A 14,368-nucleotide genomic window follows, 5' to 3' on the forward strand; every position below is an offset into this window, starting at 1 on the left:
TATGTAAAGCGGCTTTGTGGTCTTGACGTTTAACAGATTGTCTGAACTCGACGACGCTTTTATTCCTCTCTCTTGCGCGCGGGATAGTCAGGATCGGCGCGCATCTCCTTTATCAAGAGCTTCGCGACCTCTGAGGCCAGCCTTCTCAAATCGTCATCCTCAATGCCATAACCGATGTATGCGAGAAACCGCGCAAACTTCGGGATGTGGGATTTTTTCCATCGCGAAATCTGAGACCTATCCAGGCCTATCGCTTTCGCAATGTTTTCAGTGCCGTGAATATTGATGGCGTTAAGTAGTGTGGATTCAATCTTTAAGGCCGTGTAATTCCGTGTAGACCGCATTCGGTAAACTCCTGGGTGTTTGTCATTGGTATGGGTGCGAGCGGAGAATCATCTTTAAGTAACAACGCGTGATAACTGTGTCATACAATTGTCATAAAAAGTTCAATCTGATGACTCATATCCATAGCTTTCACTAGTGGGAACAATAGAGAGAGCCGTGGAGCGCCCACGAAAATTTCGCGCTAAAGTGCGCGGCATTTGAGCGAAAACGAAAGTCGTCGTCGTCATAAAAAGACAGATTGTTAAAGAGCGTTGAAGTGTTTCACTTAAGGTTGAGGAAACAATTCAGGTAAATCAGGACGAATTTGATGGGGCTTAAAGTGGCCATCGGTGGCGCGAGAAATCGCGTAAACATATTGCGGAGAAATCTCATTTTGACCGTGAAGCCACTTCCAGACAGCCCCCTGTGTGACGCCGCACGCATCCGCCAGTTTTTTCTGGCTGCCGTATTGCGCAATGGCGAACCGAACGATTTCGTTCACAGGTTTAATTACCTCAGTAATTGCCGGAATGCAAATCATAACGCCTTAAGTATTGGATTTTCAACTCCCAGACATGAAGAGGTTCAAAGAGAGAAATGACATTAGCTGACCGCCTGAAAGCGATGTTAGAAGAGAGAGGTTACTCGCAAGGTGAATTAGCCCGTCGGGTCGGTGTCACTCAGGGAACTGTGTACAAACTGGTGTCAGGCCAGGCAAAATCGAGTAAGCGACTTGTCGAAATCGCGGAGGCGTTAAACGTCAATGCCCACTGGCTGTTAACAGGAAACGGGTTCCAGTATGTTGAACAAAGCACGGAACTTAACCATACTGCTGGCCGAAACGAATCCGGCCTGACACCTGAAACGCTGGAATTACACGGAGGCGTTTCACTGACCCTGGCGGGGGAGATCGCAATACCGTTACTTCCTGATATTGAAAGTGCTTTTGCGAACTCGCCGTTTCCGTTCACCGCTTATTCTGGACTGAAAATGACGCTTTCTGAAGCAGATCTTAAAACGTTTGGTGTTGATGTCGACAAAGGCGATTTCATCGGCTTTTCTGTCAAAGATGACAGCATGGCCCCAGTGATGCCCATCGGAACGCGTGTCGTTGTCGACCTGAACGACAAGCAAATCATAGATGGTAAATTTTATGCGATAGATCAAGGAAACTGGAAAAAAATTCGGGCACTCTATCGATCCGGTTCAAGTGAACTGACCATGCGAACCTATAACCAGGCGCTTTACCCCGAAGAAAAAATCGGCATGGACGACCTTCAGATTTTAGGTCGTATTGTTTTCTCTCAGCGCGGCATGTAACCCCTTCCAATCAGACACTTATCGCCCGAACCCACAGTTCGGGCAAGATTAACAACTTAGAGATTTAAAATTCACATTTCTCGACCCTCGTCACATTTTGACACTCCCACCTAAAACTTAAGTAGTTGACCATTTAAATCTCTTAGTATTTAATCAGGGCGTTGAACGGCGCAACACAGTTCGTCGGTCGCCCGGCGTGATCAGGATGATTGGCAATGGTGCGAACTTGGGTATTCATTCCGGCTGTTTTTTTGATCGCTGAAACCGTCCGAATGAATACTTAGGTCAAACAACGCGATGAAATCACACAGATTATGATTTTTTTGTTAATAACTTGTGGTCTTTTATTGCCTCAGTCCAGCATTTCATCAGGCTCAGGCTTTCCGCTGATCGCGGGTCAAATCGTCTGTTTCAGATCGTGCGAATTTAGGTAAGTTCTGCTAATCCCTGTGAAATCTTAAGAGCCTGGACGCTGACCTGAACCCATTAAAATCGGTTCTGATACCCTTAAGACACAGGAGAGACCATGGCCTTAATCAACCTGCCCAATAAGTTTTGGCGTCCACTCGCTGAGGTAAAAAACTTTGTAGAAAGAATGCCTCACGGCGTTCGCCTTCCTCAAATGAGCCAGAAAGTGAAGAGCTTTGCCGAACTCAGCCGAAAAGATAAAGACATCCTGATCCGCTACCTCAACGAAAGAGATTGCATCAACGTGATCCAGGCCAGGCCCACCGCTGGCGGCAACCTGACCACGTTCTTTTTTCATCAGAAGCATGGCTTGCCTGACAGAATAGACGGCTTCGACTGGGACGGTATCAAGCCAAAAATCACCATGCCCGTTGAGGAAGCCACGAAAGCAGACATCCCCTCTCCCGCCGAACCCGAGGTGACTGAAGAGGATGACGCGGAAGATGTCGAGGAAACATCCCAGGTAGACGACCTCAAAAATGAGCTTTTTGAAAAATTACCCAATTCTGAAATCAGGGAGGTCAAATCCGAAATGCAAATGGCTTCCAGCCCTGACGGGAATCAGGCCGAAGACCTCCGTAAACGCGCCCTTGAAATGCTCATGCAAGCGGACAAAGCCGATCAGTCTCGCCTTTCTCAGGTGCTGACGGATATCAAGCCGAAGATTACTGAGTTTATCGATAGGCTGAATAAAGCAAACGATAACGTACAAAGTACGCTCGACACCCTTTATGACCAGCTGGGGGAGGTCGATAAGATATCGATGGAATTTAAGAACTACTGTGAAAACCTCTGAAAACCCAAAGCCCCGATTCGGGGCTTTATCATTTATGGAGAAACGTTCATGCGCTTGTCTCGTTCGCGCTTACGCGCCGTGTCTAAATTCGTTCATCGCTGTGCGCACAACCTGATCGCCTTTTTGAAAGAGAAAGGTGATCCGAGTGTGTACTAAAAAAGCTGGTGGCCCCGCCAGTCAAACACAAACAGAGAGCCTTGCCGATTTCGAGTTCATTTCAGACATGCTCGACTGGCTTCAATCACAAGGCATTACATGCGACTTTCCATCTCCGACAATCGACGCATCACCGATCTCATTACCGACTTTACCAATGAAGACTGGGAGGAAATCCGAAACGAAGTTGAACGACTGCACAACCTGAAATCCCAAATCCCGATTTATAACGCCATTGCCGCTTACCACCCTACCGAGTTCACCGCGTTAGTTGATGAATATCTTTCGCTCTCTGATGTTGATTATCAGGTTTACGTCTCTGAATGTTTCTGGGATTTGCTGATGTTTCGCGTGACCCGCGAGTTTGCGATCGCCCGATACGTCAATTCCTGGCCTCAGGAGGCGTGATGCAACCTGGCGTGTATTTTTCCCTGAGTAATGCGGATTACCATCAGGGAGAGGGAATCAGTAAATCTCAGCTCGATGACATCGCCCTCAGTCCGGCGGTGTATCAATGGCGAAAAGATGCACCTGAGGATGAAGAGAAAAAGGATGCGCTCAATATGGGCACCGCCCTTCATTGTGCGTTACTCGAACCGGATCAGTTTGACGAACGGTTTATCTGTCTGCCGGATTTCAATCGCCGCACCAACGCCGGAAAGGCAGATGAAAAAGCGTTTCGGGAAGAGACACAAGCGAGCGGGAAAACGATATTGACGGCTGAGAGCTGGCGAAAGCTTTCACTCATGCGCGATTCCACGTTTGCGCACCCCTCCGCGAGGTGGCTGCTTGAACAGGATGGCCACTGTGAGGCCTCGATGTACTGGAACGATGACGCGACTCAGCTCCTGTGCCGCATTCGTCCCGATAAATTCCTGATCCGAATGCCACTGATTATTGACGTGAAAAAGGTCGCTGACATGAGTCGCTTTCCGAGACACGTCGCGGAGTTCCGTTATCACGTACAGGATGCATTTTATCGGGAAGGGTTTCGTCAGTCTTACGGTGAGAACCCGATGTTTGTGTTCATTGCCGTGAGCGAGACGATTGACTGTGGTCGGTATCCAGTGCGTGTCTATTCCCTGACCGCTTACGATGTCGAGGTTGGCACCCATCTTTTCCGTCAAGACCTTCAGACCTATGCCAGGGCGCGCGCGTTAAACGAGTTCGGCGGCGTCGAGGAAATCACGCGCCCCGAATGGGATAAAAGGAACGACTATCTATGAATGATATTGTGCAACATGATCCGTCTCAAACCCGCTCAGCGATTTTCAATCCCACCAGCCTTGAAAAGCTTCAGATTTTCGCGGAACAGATGGCGCTGAGTCGGGTCACGATCCCGAATCATCTGGTGGGCAAACCTGCTGACTGTCTCGCGGTGGCCTTACAGGCGGTGCAATGGAACATGAATCCTTATGCGGTGGCGCAAAAGACCAGCGTCGTGAACGGAGGATTGTGTTACGAGGCGCAGCTGGTGAACGCGGTTGTGACAAGCTCTCACGCTGTCCAGTCCCGGTTTAAATATGAATACGGCGGTGAATGGGATAAATATCGCCCAGGGGATAAGAGCGACAACGCCGAAAAAGGTCTGTGTGTGCGGGTCGGTGCCGTCCTCACAGGCGATAAGGAGGTGACCTGGGGTGAATGGCTTTACCTTGAATTCATCAAGGTCAGAAACTCCCCACTCTGGACGACGGCACCCAAACAACAGTTCGGTTATCTGGCGGTAAAATACTGGGCGCGTCTTTATACGCCTGATGTGATCCTGGGCGTTTACACCCCTGATGAAATGACTCAACCCATTGAGCGCGACGTCACTCCCGTTCCTGCACCTCAGACCGTCACCGAACTCAATCAGGTGATCGGTAAGACGGTGACGGTTCAGGCTGAGACGCATGAGAAAGAAACCCGATCACCTGAGGAGATTCTCGAACGCTTTCGGATCGCCGCGAGCAATACGAAAACCGTCGATGAACTCGATCAGTGTTATGCCTACTGCATTCTTTTTGTGAAGGAGGATCCTGAGCTGATGAAAGACGCATCCGAGGTGTATGAAAATCGTCGAAAAACGTTCACCTGATCGCCATTTTCCATTCTGTGACCGCAAATGCGGTCATTTTTTTTGAGAACCGCCCAGATAGAGAATTTTTCTTGTTCGTTTTGTGGAACATGATGTTCGATTTATCAGGTGGAGCTATTTTTAGAGGCCAAAACATGAACAAGTTACTCAACCGATTTTCGTGGGATGACATGAAAATCATTCTGGCTGTCAGTGAGTATGGGAACCTGTCGAGGGCATCAGCGTTTCTGGATATCAACCATTCGACCCTCTTTCGCCGCTTAGGAGCGCTGGAGGATTTGCTGGGACTCACGCTGTTTCTGAGAACGCGAACACAATATTTCCCTACCGCAGCGGGACAGGAGCTGATCACGCTCGCGGCAAAGATGAAAGAGGAAATGAAATGCACCCTCAGCAACATCACAGAGGAGGTGCGCGGGTTTATCGGGGAAATCCGTATCACGACGAATGACGCGCTCTTGCAAGACTATCTCAATCCGCTGATTGCCTCTTTCTCTTTACAGAACCCGAAGATCAGCTTCTTTGTGTCTGTGGGAAATGAGGAAGTGAGCCTTGAAACGGGTGGAACCGATATCGCGTTCCGGGCAACTAACAACGTTCCGCATCATTTATCAGGACGTCAGGTCGGGATCGCAAAATGGGCAATATTCGGTCATCGCGATGAATGGGAAGGGTCAACCTTTACCGTTGACCAGCTCAAGAACAATCGCTGGTTAGGCTTCACCCCTTCCCTTTCGCGTCTCCGGGCGCATAAATGGGTCGAATCAAACGTCGCCTCTGACAAGATTGTGTTTCGCGGGGATTCGGTGCTGAGCATTGCTAACGCTATTCATAATCGGATGGGGATCGGCCTGTTACCGCTGATGCACTCCCGACACTATGACGACCTCGTTCGCCTAAGTCCGGTGTTCAGTGACATTCAGGAGGAGCTGTGGTTCCTGGCTCACCCTGAGGTCAGGAAATCGGCCAAAGTGCGCGAGTTCATCAACCACTGTGCGCAATACATCGCAGAACACCAGAATGAAATTTTTAAAGAATAGGCCTGGATTGATCCGTTTTTCCTTTTTAATCCGTTAATGTGAAGTCTCAGGGCGGAACCTGATGACAATAACAACGTTTGAAATATGCCACTTATACGCCTGAACCGTCAGGCGTCTTTTTAAACGCTCTTATTGAACCCCTGTGCGCAACACAGGTTCTGTCCTGTTGATGTTCTCTTATGGTCGTTCGTTATAATAATAACAGGTTGTGTCGTGTTAGCTTTCATGCCGTGATTCTATCCATTCACGGCTTTTTTTTGCCTGTCGTTCAGCTCCCCCTCCTAATTATTACACTTTTATTTCATTTCTATTTCACACATCTATCGCGTTGTTTCCGTTCAGCTTTTGAATAGGCCATTCGCTTTTGATTTTGTTCAGGCGTATTAATCTGAGCGGATCGCTTTCATTGATTTATATTCCAGCTTTGCAAAATCGAAAGTACACCTTTGAATGAATTTGTTTATAGTCTTTCTCGTCGACAAGATGACCTCCGTTAAAGACTCTTAGACGACACTCTTAATAAATACATATTCATTGAAAGGATGTTACATGACTGATATTAAAGCTGTTGCGGTTGAACCAAAAAACCTGCTCAATCCACATAACCACGCATTAGTTCTGCTGGATCATCAGTCCCAGATGGCCTTCAATGTGAAGTCAATCGATATCGGTTCTCTTCGTTCTAACACAGCAATCCTTGCTGAAACCGGAAAGGCGTTCAAGATCCCGACCATTGTTTCGACCATCAGCCGCAGCGACTTTGCCGGTCCGGTGTTCCCTGAGGTGTCTAAAGTCTTCCCAGACACCAAAGCGTACATCAACCGCACAACCTCTGACGCGATTGAAGATCAGAACTTTGTGAACGCGATTAACGCGACTGGCAAAAACCGCATCGTCATCGCGGGTCTGTGGACATCCGTTTGCCTGAACGGCCCGGTTCAGGGTCTGCTTGAGCAAGGCTTCGAGGTGTATGTCGTGGCTGATGCCTCAGGCGACATGAGCCATGAAGCGCATGTAATGGCGATGCACCGCATGATCCAATCTGGCGCGCGTCCGATTACGGCCACCGCTTACCTGCTTGAGCTTCAGCGTGACTGGGAGCGTAAAGAGACCTATCCGGCAACGATGGAAATCTCTCAGGCGCATTCCGGCGCGTTCGGCATCGGTATTCAGTACGCGTATGACATGGTTCACGGTAATCGCGGCATCGAATAAGCGCGATACCTCTTTAAGTGCCACCTCTTTCTGACAACGATTCCTCACCAGGGGAAAAATAAAACCGATAATACAACACGGGTTTATCTGGTTTTCCCCCGGCTCCCAATGGCCGGGGTTTTTTCCTTTCCGTGATTCCTCGCTCTCTCTCTTTCCAGCGCCCGTCTCTGACGTTCGGCGCGTTTTGTCATGGAGTTTACATCATGCGTTTTATTACTTTGCGCGAGTGGAACCAGCGACAGATTCGCCCTCGCTCGATTGAAACCGTTTTACGCTGGGTCAGGTCGGGCAAGCTCTACCCCCCGCCCTTTCTCGATGGTCGCGAATACCTGATTCAGGAAACCGCGATTAAAATTAATCCTGCCAATCCGAAACAATTTGCCTCAGACAACAACAAGTTGATCCTCCGCGAAAGGATCAGGCAACACAGACGCGCATAACTTTTTCTCACGGAAAGCATGAATTGCTGAGAACTTTCTTTTAATCGCTCACTTAGTGACATCTTTTTGCTTCCTGATGGCATGATTTGTTCAATGTCAAAACAAAAGAGGACGCTAAAAATGGATGAAGGTCACTATCTTGTTACGATCGTCAGCTCGAATGGATTCGGCACTTCAGCCCAGATTTACGTAAAAGAAAACCAATTGTTAGGACAAGGTTTGAGCTTATCATTTTACGGCTCTTTTCATCATCGTTACCTCTTACTGAACGTCGCAAAAAACACCATCTCTGAAATGTCTCCCATCCTGAACGAATACCAGGCCTACACCTTTTCCGGCAAGCTCATTGATATTACCGGCGGGTATTACCTTGAACAGGATCTGGATCAGGATCTGGAGGCGAACATTTCCTTTACCAAATTATCATCGAAAACAGGTGAACCATGCTCGACGGAATTTATCGACTAATCATTACAAACAAGATGGGTTTAATGGACAGACTCCCTGGGTCGTTAACACAAGGAGAATTAACCGCATGGAATGCAAACTTTTCTTTGTCTGGGTCAGTAAATTATTACAATTCTGAGATCTACATCATGAAATCCACAAAGGCAAATGTGAAGCGCTCAGTTCTTGATGACCTGGACAGTTATCAATTTAAAGGAACCACCACAATTCATAGCGATGGTTTTACCATCATTGAAACCGGAGGCGGTCTTGAACTGATTGTGGCGGCGATTAAGGAAGATGTTTTCCTGCACCTTTAAACTGGAGAAATCGTTATGCACTCACTAACCGCATTACAATGCGATCCGACCACCTTGTTTCCTGAACGCGAGCGATGCAGCGTTTCCACTCTGTTCACCCGCCCCGACGTCAGTCGACTGAGGCAGTCACTGAACGTCAATTCGGAACAGCTCGCCAGTATTATCGGCGTTTCGCCGTCGCTGGCGAACGGCTGGATCAATAACACCCGTAAACCTCTTGGGCCATCACGTAAGTTATTATGCTTACTTGAACGACATCCCTCTCTCGCAGATGAATTAAAAGATCTGTAATGCGTACAACAACGCAGACGAAAAATCCTTTTTTGTCTGCTTTTTATTTTCCTTCCTTTGAAGTTCCCTCCATATTGATAATTTTATTCTAAAGTGTGGAACAAAATTCCGCTTATCCTCACTCACCTTAGGAAATCTCTGATTACCAGGGTATAAGAATGAATATTTCAAATCTGAAGAATAAGTTTCTTTCCCGACCTGTTCAGAAACAAAATAATAATAACAACACGAACAAGGCGGAGGCTCCAAAGCTTTCAGTCATTACCGAAAAATTACCGACCTCTCCTTTCATGAAATGTCAGCTGTCGCTGAATAAGAAAGGGAAACTCGCGGTTCAGGTGCCCGAAGGTGCGCCGGTCCTTGAGCCGTTGCTGTCAAAAACCATCGGCCATCCGGCACTCAGTTATCAGTCGCTGGCTTACAGCGATGACCGAAACCGTCATGTTCTGCTCGACACCAAAGGTCGCCTGATGTCGCTGGCCATGACGGATGAAGGGTTCATTGGTATCACCCACAGCCAGCAAAAAAAAGACTGGCTCCCACCGCCCAAACCCTCCATGCTTAACCGCAATCGTCCGACACAATCGCATCAGCTGGAACTGATTAACGATTTCGCGATGGTCGACGGTAAAAAAATTGCCTTGCCAGGAAAGGCGCTGAATGAATTCCTCACGGAATCGACCTCTGATGAAACCGGAAGATTTCGGGTGCATATGAAGCAGTTGTTCCGGTTTAATGAGGCGTCGAAAGCCTGGGAGCCTTACCGTTCTCAGACCGATCGGCGTTCGCTGTTAAGCACTCAGGCTGATGGCAACGTTTATAGCGTGAATAACGATCGCCAGCTGGTGGCCGTCAATCATGAAACCTTGAAAAAAGAATCCCTCACTGAGGCGATGTCACCGCATCTTTTCCCTGACCGCGCGCAGACAAAGAAGACACCTGGGATTACCGTCGATAAAAAGATTGAACATTTTTCCGTAAGTCGTGAAGGTCACGCACTCCTCCAGCTCAGGAACGATGATGATAAGGTGCAAAAACTGGTCTGGTATGAGGATGTGAACGATCCGAACTCTCGCCTTTCGTTGAATTTGCCACACGGTGCCAGCTGTCAGAAAACCGCTATCTTTGACAAGACGATTTTCGCCATCGATTATCGCGGTGCGCTTCAATGCGCCCCTTTGCCCAGCATTCATGATTCAACGCTGCATTTTGATTCAGGCGCGATGAACGTTCGGGCAAAAAAAATCAACGAGGCGATTTCATCGACCATCGGTGAGGGGTTTAAGCTTGAGGATATCCGCAACGTCACGCGTGACCGGATATATTTTTTAGTCAAAGACAAGTTAGAGCAAAAACATTTCATCGGCGTCAACATCGACAGCCACAACGTCAGCATTGAAAGCGCCTGGAACATCACCGACGCGATGACGCTTGACCATCAGCAAGGCCTCGATCCGTTTGTGCCGAATCCGAAAAACGTTATCGACCTCGATCGCTTTGGAAAGGTCACGGAATATGACCACCGTCCTTATTTCCTTAACGAGAAAACGGGTCAGTGGGAAATGACCAGCGAGGAAAAATCCGATCGCATGAAGATGACCCGTCTTCGCGCAGGTCTCGACGGCGCGCCGTGGATACTCAAAGATGACGCCATCAAAAAACTCAAAGTGCGTGAGTTCAGTCAGCGCCAGCCAGAATCAGGGGCGGTGTTCGCGCTGCCTCAGGTAAAAAAAACGCTTTCTCTCGATCAGCAAATTCCCTCACTCGACCACGACCATTTTATTACTGATTTTGCCGTCCTCGATGCGGCGAATGTGGTGACAGTCAATCGTTATGGTGATCTGACGTTTCGCACCTCAGGCAGTTCGAAAACGGTCAATGCTTCACAGCTTGCCAAAACGAGCGGCAAGCCAGACCTCAAAATACAGAGTCTAGGAATGACCGCTGAACGTCAGCTCCTGATGTTATCCAGTAAAGGCGAGGTCTTATCCCTGAATGAATCGCAGTGGCGCGCTGGCCAGACGCAACCGCTTCAGGTGATCACACCGCCGCGCAATGAATTTATTGCAAATATCAAATTCATCGACCTGCACACCGTAAAACCGGGCGTGATTGCGTTTGAGGATGGGAACCGGGATTTATGGATCCGCAGCGGTCGCAACTGGACCCCTTATCTTCAGGATGAAAAGGAACCCTCGACGCCGAATTCGCCAGACGTCTTAACCAACAGCTTTGAAACACTCAAGGCTGATGACAAAGTTCGCCGAATGGGTGTCGTCAACGTCAAATCAAATTATACGATCGGCGGTCTTCACCGTCAGCGGAAAGTGAAAACAAACTTTCGGGATCGGATGGACGCCTTTATTTTTCGCCCGACAATGGAATGGCCACGACCGCTTAAGAATGCCGCCTATGGCGTACAGCACTCCTTTCATGGTCGCGAGGGCTTAAAACCGCTATATGATATGCAGGGCGATTTAGCGATGCAGATTCGGATCCTGCAAGACCGCTATCCCGATTCACCCTCCCAGACAATGCACTCACGCATTCATGCCCTTTATCAACACGCGCAAACCCCAGAACAACGCAACCTGATTCGTGAGTTGCAGGATTTCAAAGACATTCTCGCCCAGAGTGCCACGCATTACAGTAAGCTCATTGGGAAACATTACGGGCTGCTTGATAACAATCTTCGTTCCACCATCAGACCGAAAATGAAACGCACCAAATCGGGTCTGTTTAATATCGCCAGCTCTCGCAGCTCGAATCTCACTGAGCATTTAAAAAACATGATGAACGCCTATCCGCTGGATCTGGATAATGAGTCCGTGCAAATCATGACGCAGCTCTTTGACCGAAACGTGATTTTAAATCAGCAAAAAGAGGCGGTGCCTGCCGGATTAAACCGGGATGCGTATGATGAAATCGGGCTGGTCAAATCAAGGCTTATTCATGATGTCTTAGTGATGCGCCATTTTCATGAGTTGATGGATGATATCGAGAAATCCTTTACACTTGAAAAAGAAAAGCCAGAATGGTTAGCGGAAACCGGGGAAAAGCTTTCCGCGCTTCGCTATGGCTTATGGGATCAGAATCCGATTAAAGCCGCCACTGATCAGGGCTTCGAGAATCACGGCACGCTTGAGGGAAGCTATGACGCGATTCGCCAGATGGTCAAAGCCTTCAGCAAAGAAAACCACGGTGTCAATATCACCACGCGTTCTGTATTGCAGGCATCTGATCAAGCAGCCCTTCAGCAAAACTTACTCGATACGCTTCGCGGCATGGAGACAGGTGAAAGCGTGTCGTTCTCGCGCGGGTATGGTGTGAACGCCTCAGTGACCTCTTACTTTTCCCGGGCGTTATTTGTGGGTGCGGGTGCCGCCGCGCGAGCCGATCGGGGTTATAGCATGAACCTGACGCGCACCGAGAAAGGGTTTAACGTCTCCTTCGGTCGTTCAATGGCGCACACCGCAAACCTGAACATGGCCGCTGTGAACAATCTCTTTTCGCAGTTCGACCCCGCGCATCCGGTTTACCTTGATGAATCCCATCATTTGCCGATGTCGAAAACGTTGCTATTAGGAGGAGGCGCATCGTTAACCGCCAGGAATGCGAACGCCTCAACCTTGTCGCTGGATATCGCTGAACATGAGCTGAATAATTTTATCGAACAGCTCATTGCCGGAGACCTCAACCCGATTGAGATCATGAACCGTGGCACCAGTCCGCAGGTGACGAACACAAACAGGCAGGATGTGAATCTTTCGCTTAACGTGAACGCGAGTCTCTATGTCTCTCTTCCTTTTGTGTCAGATGACGTCCCGACCACAACCGGAATCGGTCGCTTTCGCGTAGCGGGTTCCGCGAATGTCTCAGCGGTCAACTATCGCCGTGAACGTTCACGCAGCGTGACCAGTGTCGGAGAGAGTTCGGCACAAAGCGACAATTCCTTTTCCTTCGCCGATCGCGCGGCGATTAATGCGGGTCTTTCCGCGCCCTTCGGGCCTCGCTGGTTTTCTAATGGCAGCAAGGAAAACTTAACCGCGTATGTTTCGCCCAGTGCGGATATGAGTGTTTCCATTGATAATCGCACCGAACACAAACTTAAAATCGATCTGAATGACGCACCTGAAATCACCTCGCGTCAGATTGATACCATCGTGAACCGTCTCGATCGGTTTTTCACAGATAATGCCTCGTCGCAATTGCTCGCCCAGGTCAATCGCAAAAAGGAGAATGCCTTATCCCCTGATGAACGACTAACCATCCTCGACAGGCATTTTTCCAGCTGGTATGAAAGCAGCATACCGAGCCGCCATCATGAGTTGACAGGACACGGTCAGAAAACCGCGCTCCTCGCCCTTCAGTCTCTGGTGAGAAATCAGAAAGCCTATGAGGAAAAATCTCAACTCATTACGAGAGCGGAATATCAGTCAAGCTTTAAGAATGCCAATCAGCTCGAACATAAAACGTTATGCCAGTATCTGGCCTCCCTCACCAACTTTACGCATCAGGGCGTTCATTCCGACCGATTAAAGGAGATGATGGAAAACGACCACCAGCTGAAATCGTTTATTGATGCCATTCGCGAAAACCCGCGGGCCATCGCCACGCTGACGTTTGAGTTTAACCAGGACGTGCGCGAGCAACTTGAACACCAGTGGGCGGCAAAGACGCTGACTCAGGATCAGATATCTGACATGCTCAAAGACCGTCAGAATCTTCGGATCAAATCACTCAACTTTTCTCATACCGTCAAGAAAACCGACGGGTACGCGTCACCGAATTTCATGCTGGGCGGGTCGAATTCCGCGACGGTATCGATTACTGAACAACTGGGGTCGATTCAATTTGCCTATTCCGATAATAATGACCAGTATCCCGCCTCCTATACCATCAAAGGGCGCATGTTAACGCGCGACAACGGCTTTAATGCCGCGCTTGATGCCGCCAAAGAGGCCGGATTTGTGCTGAGAACGCCTGTTTAATCACTGAAGGGATGTGGCTCAGTGCCGCTTTCCTTTGTGAGCCTCAGATAAATCTCACGTACCGAGGCGGCATAGCTCGCGCGAAGGGATTTGAGTTTGGGATTCGGACCAGTGTTATACATACCGAGCGAATCCCATGAGCGCCCATAATGCTCAAAAAAATTATTGAGGATATAGGCACCCGTCGCGATGCAGACTTTTGGCTCCGAGAGTAAGCGTGTGCGGGTAATGCCAAATCGTCTGAGCTGAGCGTAATGGCTCGAATTGATGCCCATCATGCACACATCTTCGGTCTGATTGGTGTTGGTGTTGACAGCGCTGTTTTCATTTTTGGATTCTTTCGCGGCGATGGCTTTCAGCAATAATGGGTCAAGATGAAATCGACTGGCCACCTCATTGAACGGATCGGCATGAGCCGCACCGGAAACCAAAAAAAGACAAGCGATTGTCTTTCTTAAAAAATTCACTTGCACTTTTGTT

Annotated in this window: 15 protein-coding genes; 12 read left to right on the forward strand and 3 right to left on the reverse strand. The window is 48.8% G+C overall.

Features of this window, described 5'->3' with window-relative positions; genetic code table 11:
- Positions 1 to 59: 59 nt before the first annotated feature.
- Both F3J37_RS01370 and F3J37_RS01375 read right to left on the reverse strand, forming a co-directional pair.
- The gene (locus tag F3J37_RS01370) at positions 60 to 344 is read right to left on the reverse strand and encodes a CII family transcriptional regulator (protein WP_166718836.1); all 285 of its coding nucleotides are present in this window, start codon (positions 342 to 344) and stop codon (positions 60 to 62) included.
- Between the two features lie 266 nt (positions 345 to 610).
- Positions 611 to 826 carry a transcriptional regulator gene (locus tag F3J37_RS01375; RefSeq protein WP_166718835.1) on the reverse strand — a complete coding sequence of 72 codons (216 nt, stop codon included), beginning with the start codon at positions 824 to 826 and terminating at the stop codon, positions 611 to 613.
- 95 nt (positions 827 to 921) lie between these two features.
- Between F3J37_RS01375 and F3J37_RS01380 the strand changes: the two genes are divergently transcribed.
- The 12 genes from F3J37_RS01380 to F3J37_RS01435 all read left to right on the forward strand — a co-directional run bounded on the left by F3J37_RS01380 (position 922) and on the right by F3J37_RS01435 (position 13,888).
- Entirely contained in the window at positions 922 to 1,644 is a 723-nt protein-coding gene (locus F3J37_RS01380; protein ID WP_166718834.1) for an XRE family transcriptional regulator, read from the forward strand.
- A 526-nt stretch (positions 1,645 to 2,170) separates the two neighbouring features.
- Positions 2,171 to 2,908: a hypothetical protein gene (locus F3J37_RS01385; RefSeq protein ID WP_166718833.1), complete on the forward strand. Its 738-nt coding sequence runs from the start codon at positions 2,171 to 2,173 to the stop codon at positions 2,906 to 2,908.
- 255 nt (positions 2,909 to 3,163) lie between these two features.
- Positions 3,164 to 3,472, forward strand: coding sequence for a hypothetical protein (locus tag F3J37_RS01390; RefSeq protein ID WP_166718832.1), 309 nt, complete (start codon positions 3,164 to 3,166; stop codon positions 3,470 to 3,472).
- Positions 3,472 to 4,290 carry a PD-(D/E)XK nuclease-like domain-containing protein gene (locus F3J37_RS01395; RefSeq protein ID WP_166718831.1) on the forward strand — a complete coding sequence of 273 codons (819 nt, stop codon included), beginning with the start codon at positions 3,472 to 3,474 and terminating at the stop codon, positions 4,288 to 4,290. Before F3J37_RS01390 ends, F3J37_RS01395 begins: the two co-directional genes overlap by 1 nt.
- On the forward strand, positions 4,287 to 5,144 hold the full coding sequence (locus tag F3J37_RS01400) for a RecT family recombinase (protein WP_166718830.1): 858 nt from the start codon (positions 4,287 to 4,289) through the stop codon (positions 5,142 to 5,144). The genes F3J37_RS01395 and F3J37_RS01400 overlap by 4 nt, the downstream gene beginning before the upstream one ends.
- A 134-nt stretch (positions 5,145 to 5,278) precedes the next feature.
- Positions 5,279 to 6,184, forward strand: coding sequence for a LysR family transcriptional regulator (locus tag F3J37_RS01405; protein ID WP_166718829.1), 906 nt, complete (start codon positions 5,279 to 5,281; stop codon positions 6,182 to 6,184).
- 549 nt (positions 6,185 to 6,733) lie between these two features.
- The gene (locus F3J37_RS01410) at positions 6,734 to 7,399 is read left to right on the forward strand and encodes an isochorismatase family protein (RefSeq protein WP_166718828.1); all 666 of its coding nucleotides are present in this window, start codon (positions 6,734 to 6,736) and stop codon (positions 7,397 to 7,399) included.
- 203 nt (positions 7,400 to 7,602) lie between these two features.
- Positions 7,603 to 7,839 carry an excisionase gene (locus tag F3J37_RS01415; RefSeq protein WP_166718827.1) on the forward strand — a complete coding sequence of 79 codons (237 nt, stop codon included), beginning with the start codon at positions 7,603 to 7,605 and terminating at the stop codon, positions 7,837 to 7,839.
- Between the two features lie 120 nt (positions 7,840 to 7,959).
- Positions 7,960 to 8,307, forward strand: a complete 348-nt coding sequence (locus F3J37_RS01420) for a hypothetical protein (protein ID WP_166718826.1) — start codon at positions 7,960 to 7,962, stop codon at positions 8,305 to 8,307.
- 23 nt (positions 8,308 to 8,330) lie between these two features.
- Positions 8,331 to 8,606 (forward strand): hypothetical protein, encoded by a 276-nt coding sequence (locus F3J37_RS01425; protein ID WP_166931335.1) that lies wholly within the window; start codon positions 8,331 to 8,333, stop codon positions 8,604 to 8,606.
- 15 nt (positions 8,607 to 8,621) lie between these two features.
- Positions 8,622 to 8,897 (forward strand): helix-turn-helix domain-containing protein, encoded by a 276-nt coding sequence (locus tag F3J37_RS01430; RefSeq protein WP_166718824.1) that lies wholly within the window; start codon positions 8,622 to 8,624, stop codon positions 8,895 to 8,897.
- A gap of 158 nt (positions 8,898 to 9,055) precedes the next feature.
- Positions 9,056 to 13,888 carry an AvrE-family type 3 secretion system effector gene (locus F3J37_RS01435; RefSeq protein ID WP_166718823.1) on the forward strand — a complete coding sequence of 1,611 codons (4,833 nt, stop codon included), beginning with the start codon at positions 9,056 to 9,058 and terminating at the stop codon, positions 13,886 to 13,888.
- Here F3J37_RS01435 and F3J37_RS01440 read toward each other — a convergent pair.
- Entirely contained in the window at positions 13,885 to 14,361 is a 477-nt protein-coding gene (locus F3J37_RS01440) for a lytic transglycosylase domain-containing protein (RefSeq protein ID WP_166718822.1), read from the reverse strand. The two genes, F3J37_RS01435 and F3J37_RS01440, sit on opposite strands and share 4 nt — an antisense overlap.
- Positions 14,362 to 14,368 lie beyond the last annotated feature (7 nt).

It is taken from the genome of Candidatus Pantoea communis, from assembly GCF_011752685.1.
GTDB lineage: Bacteria > Pseudomonadota > Gammaproteobacteria > Enterobacterales > Enterobacteriaceae > Pantoea > Pantoea communis.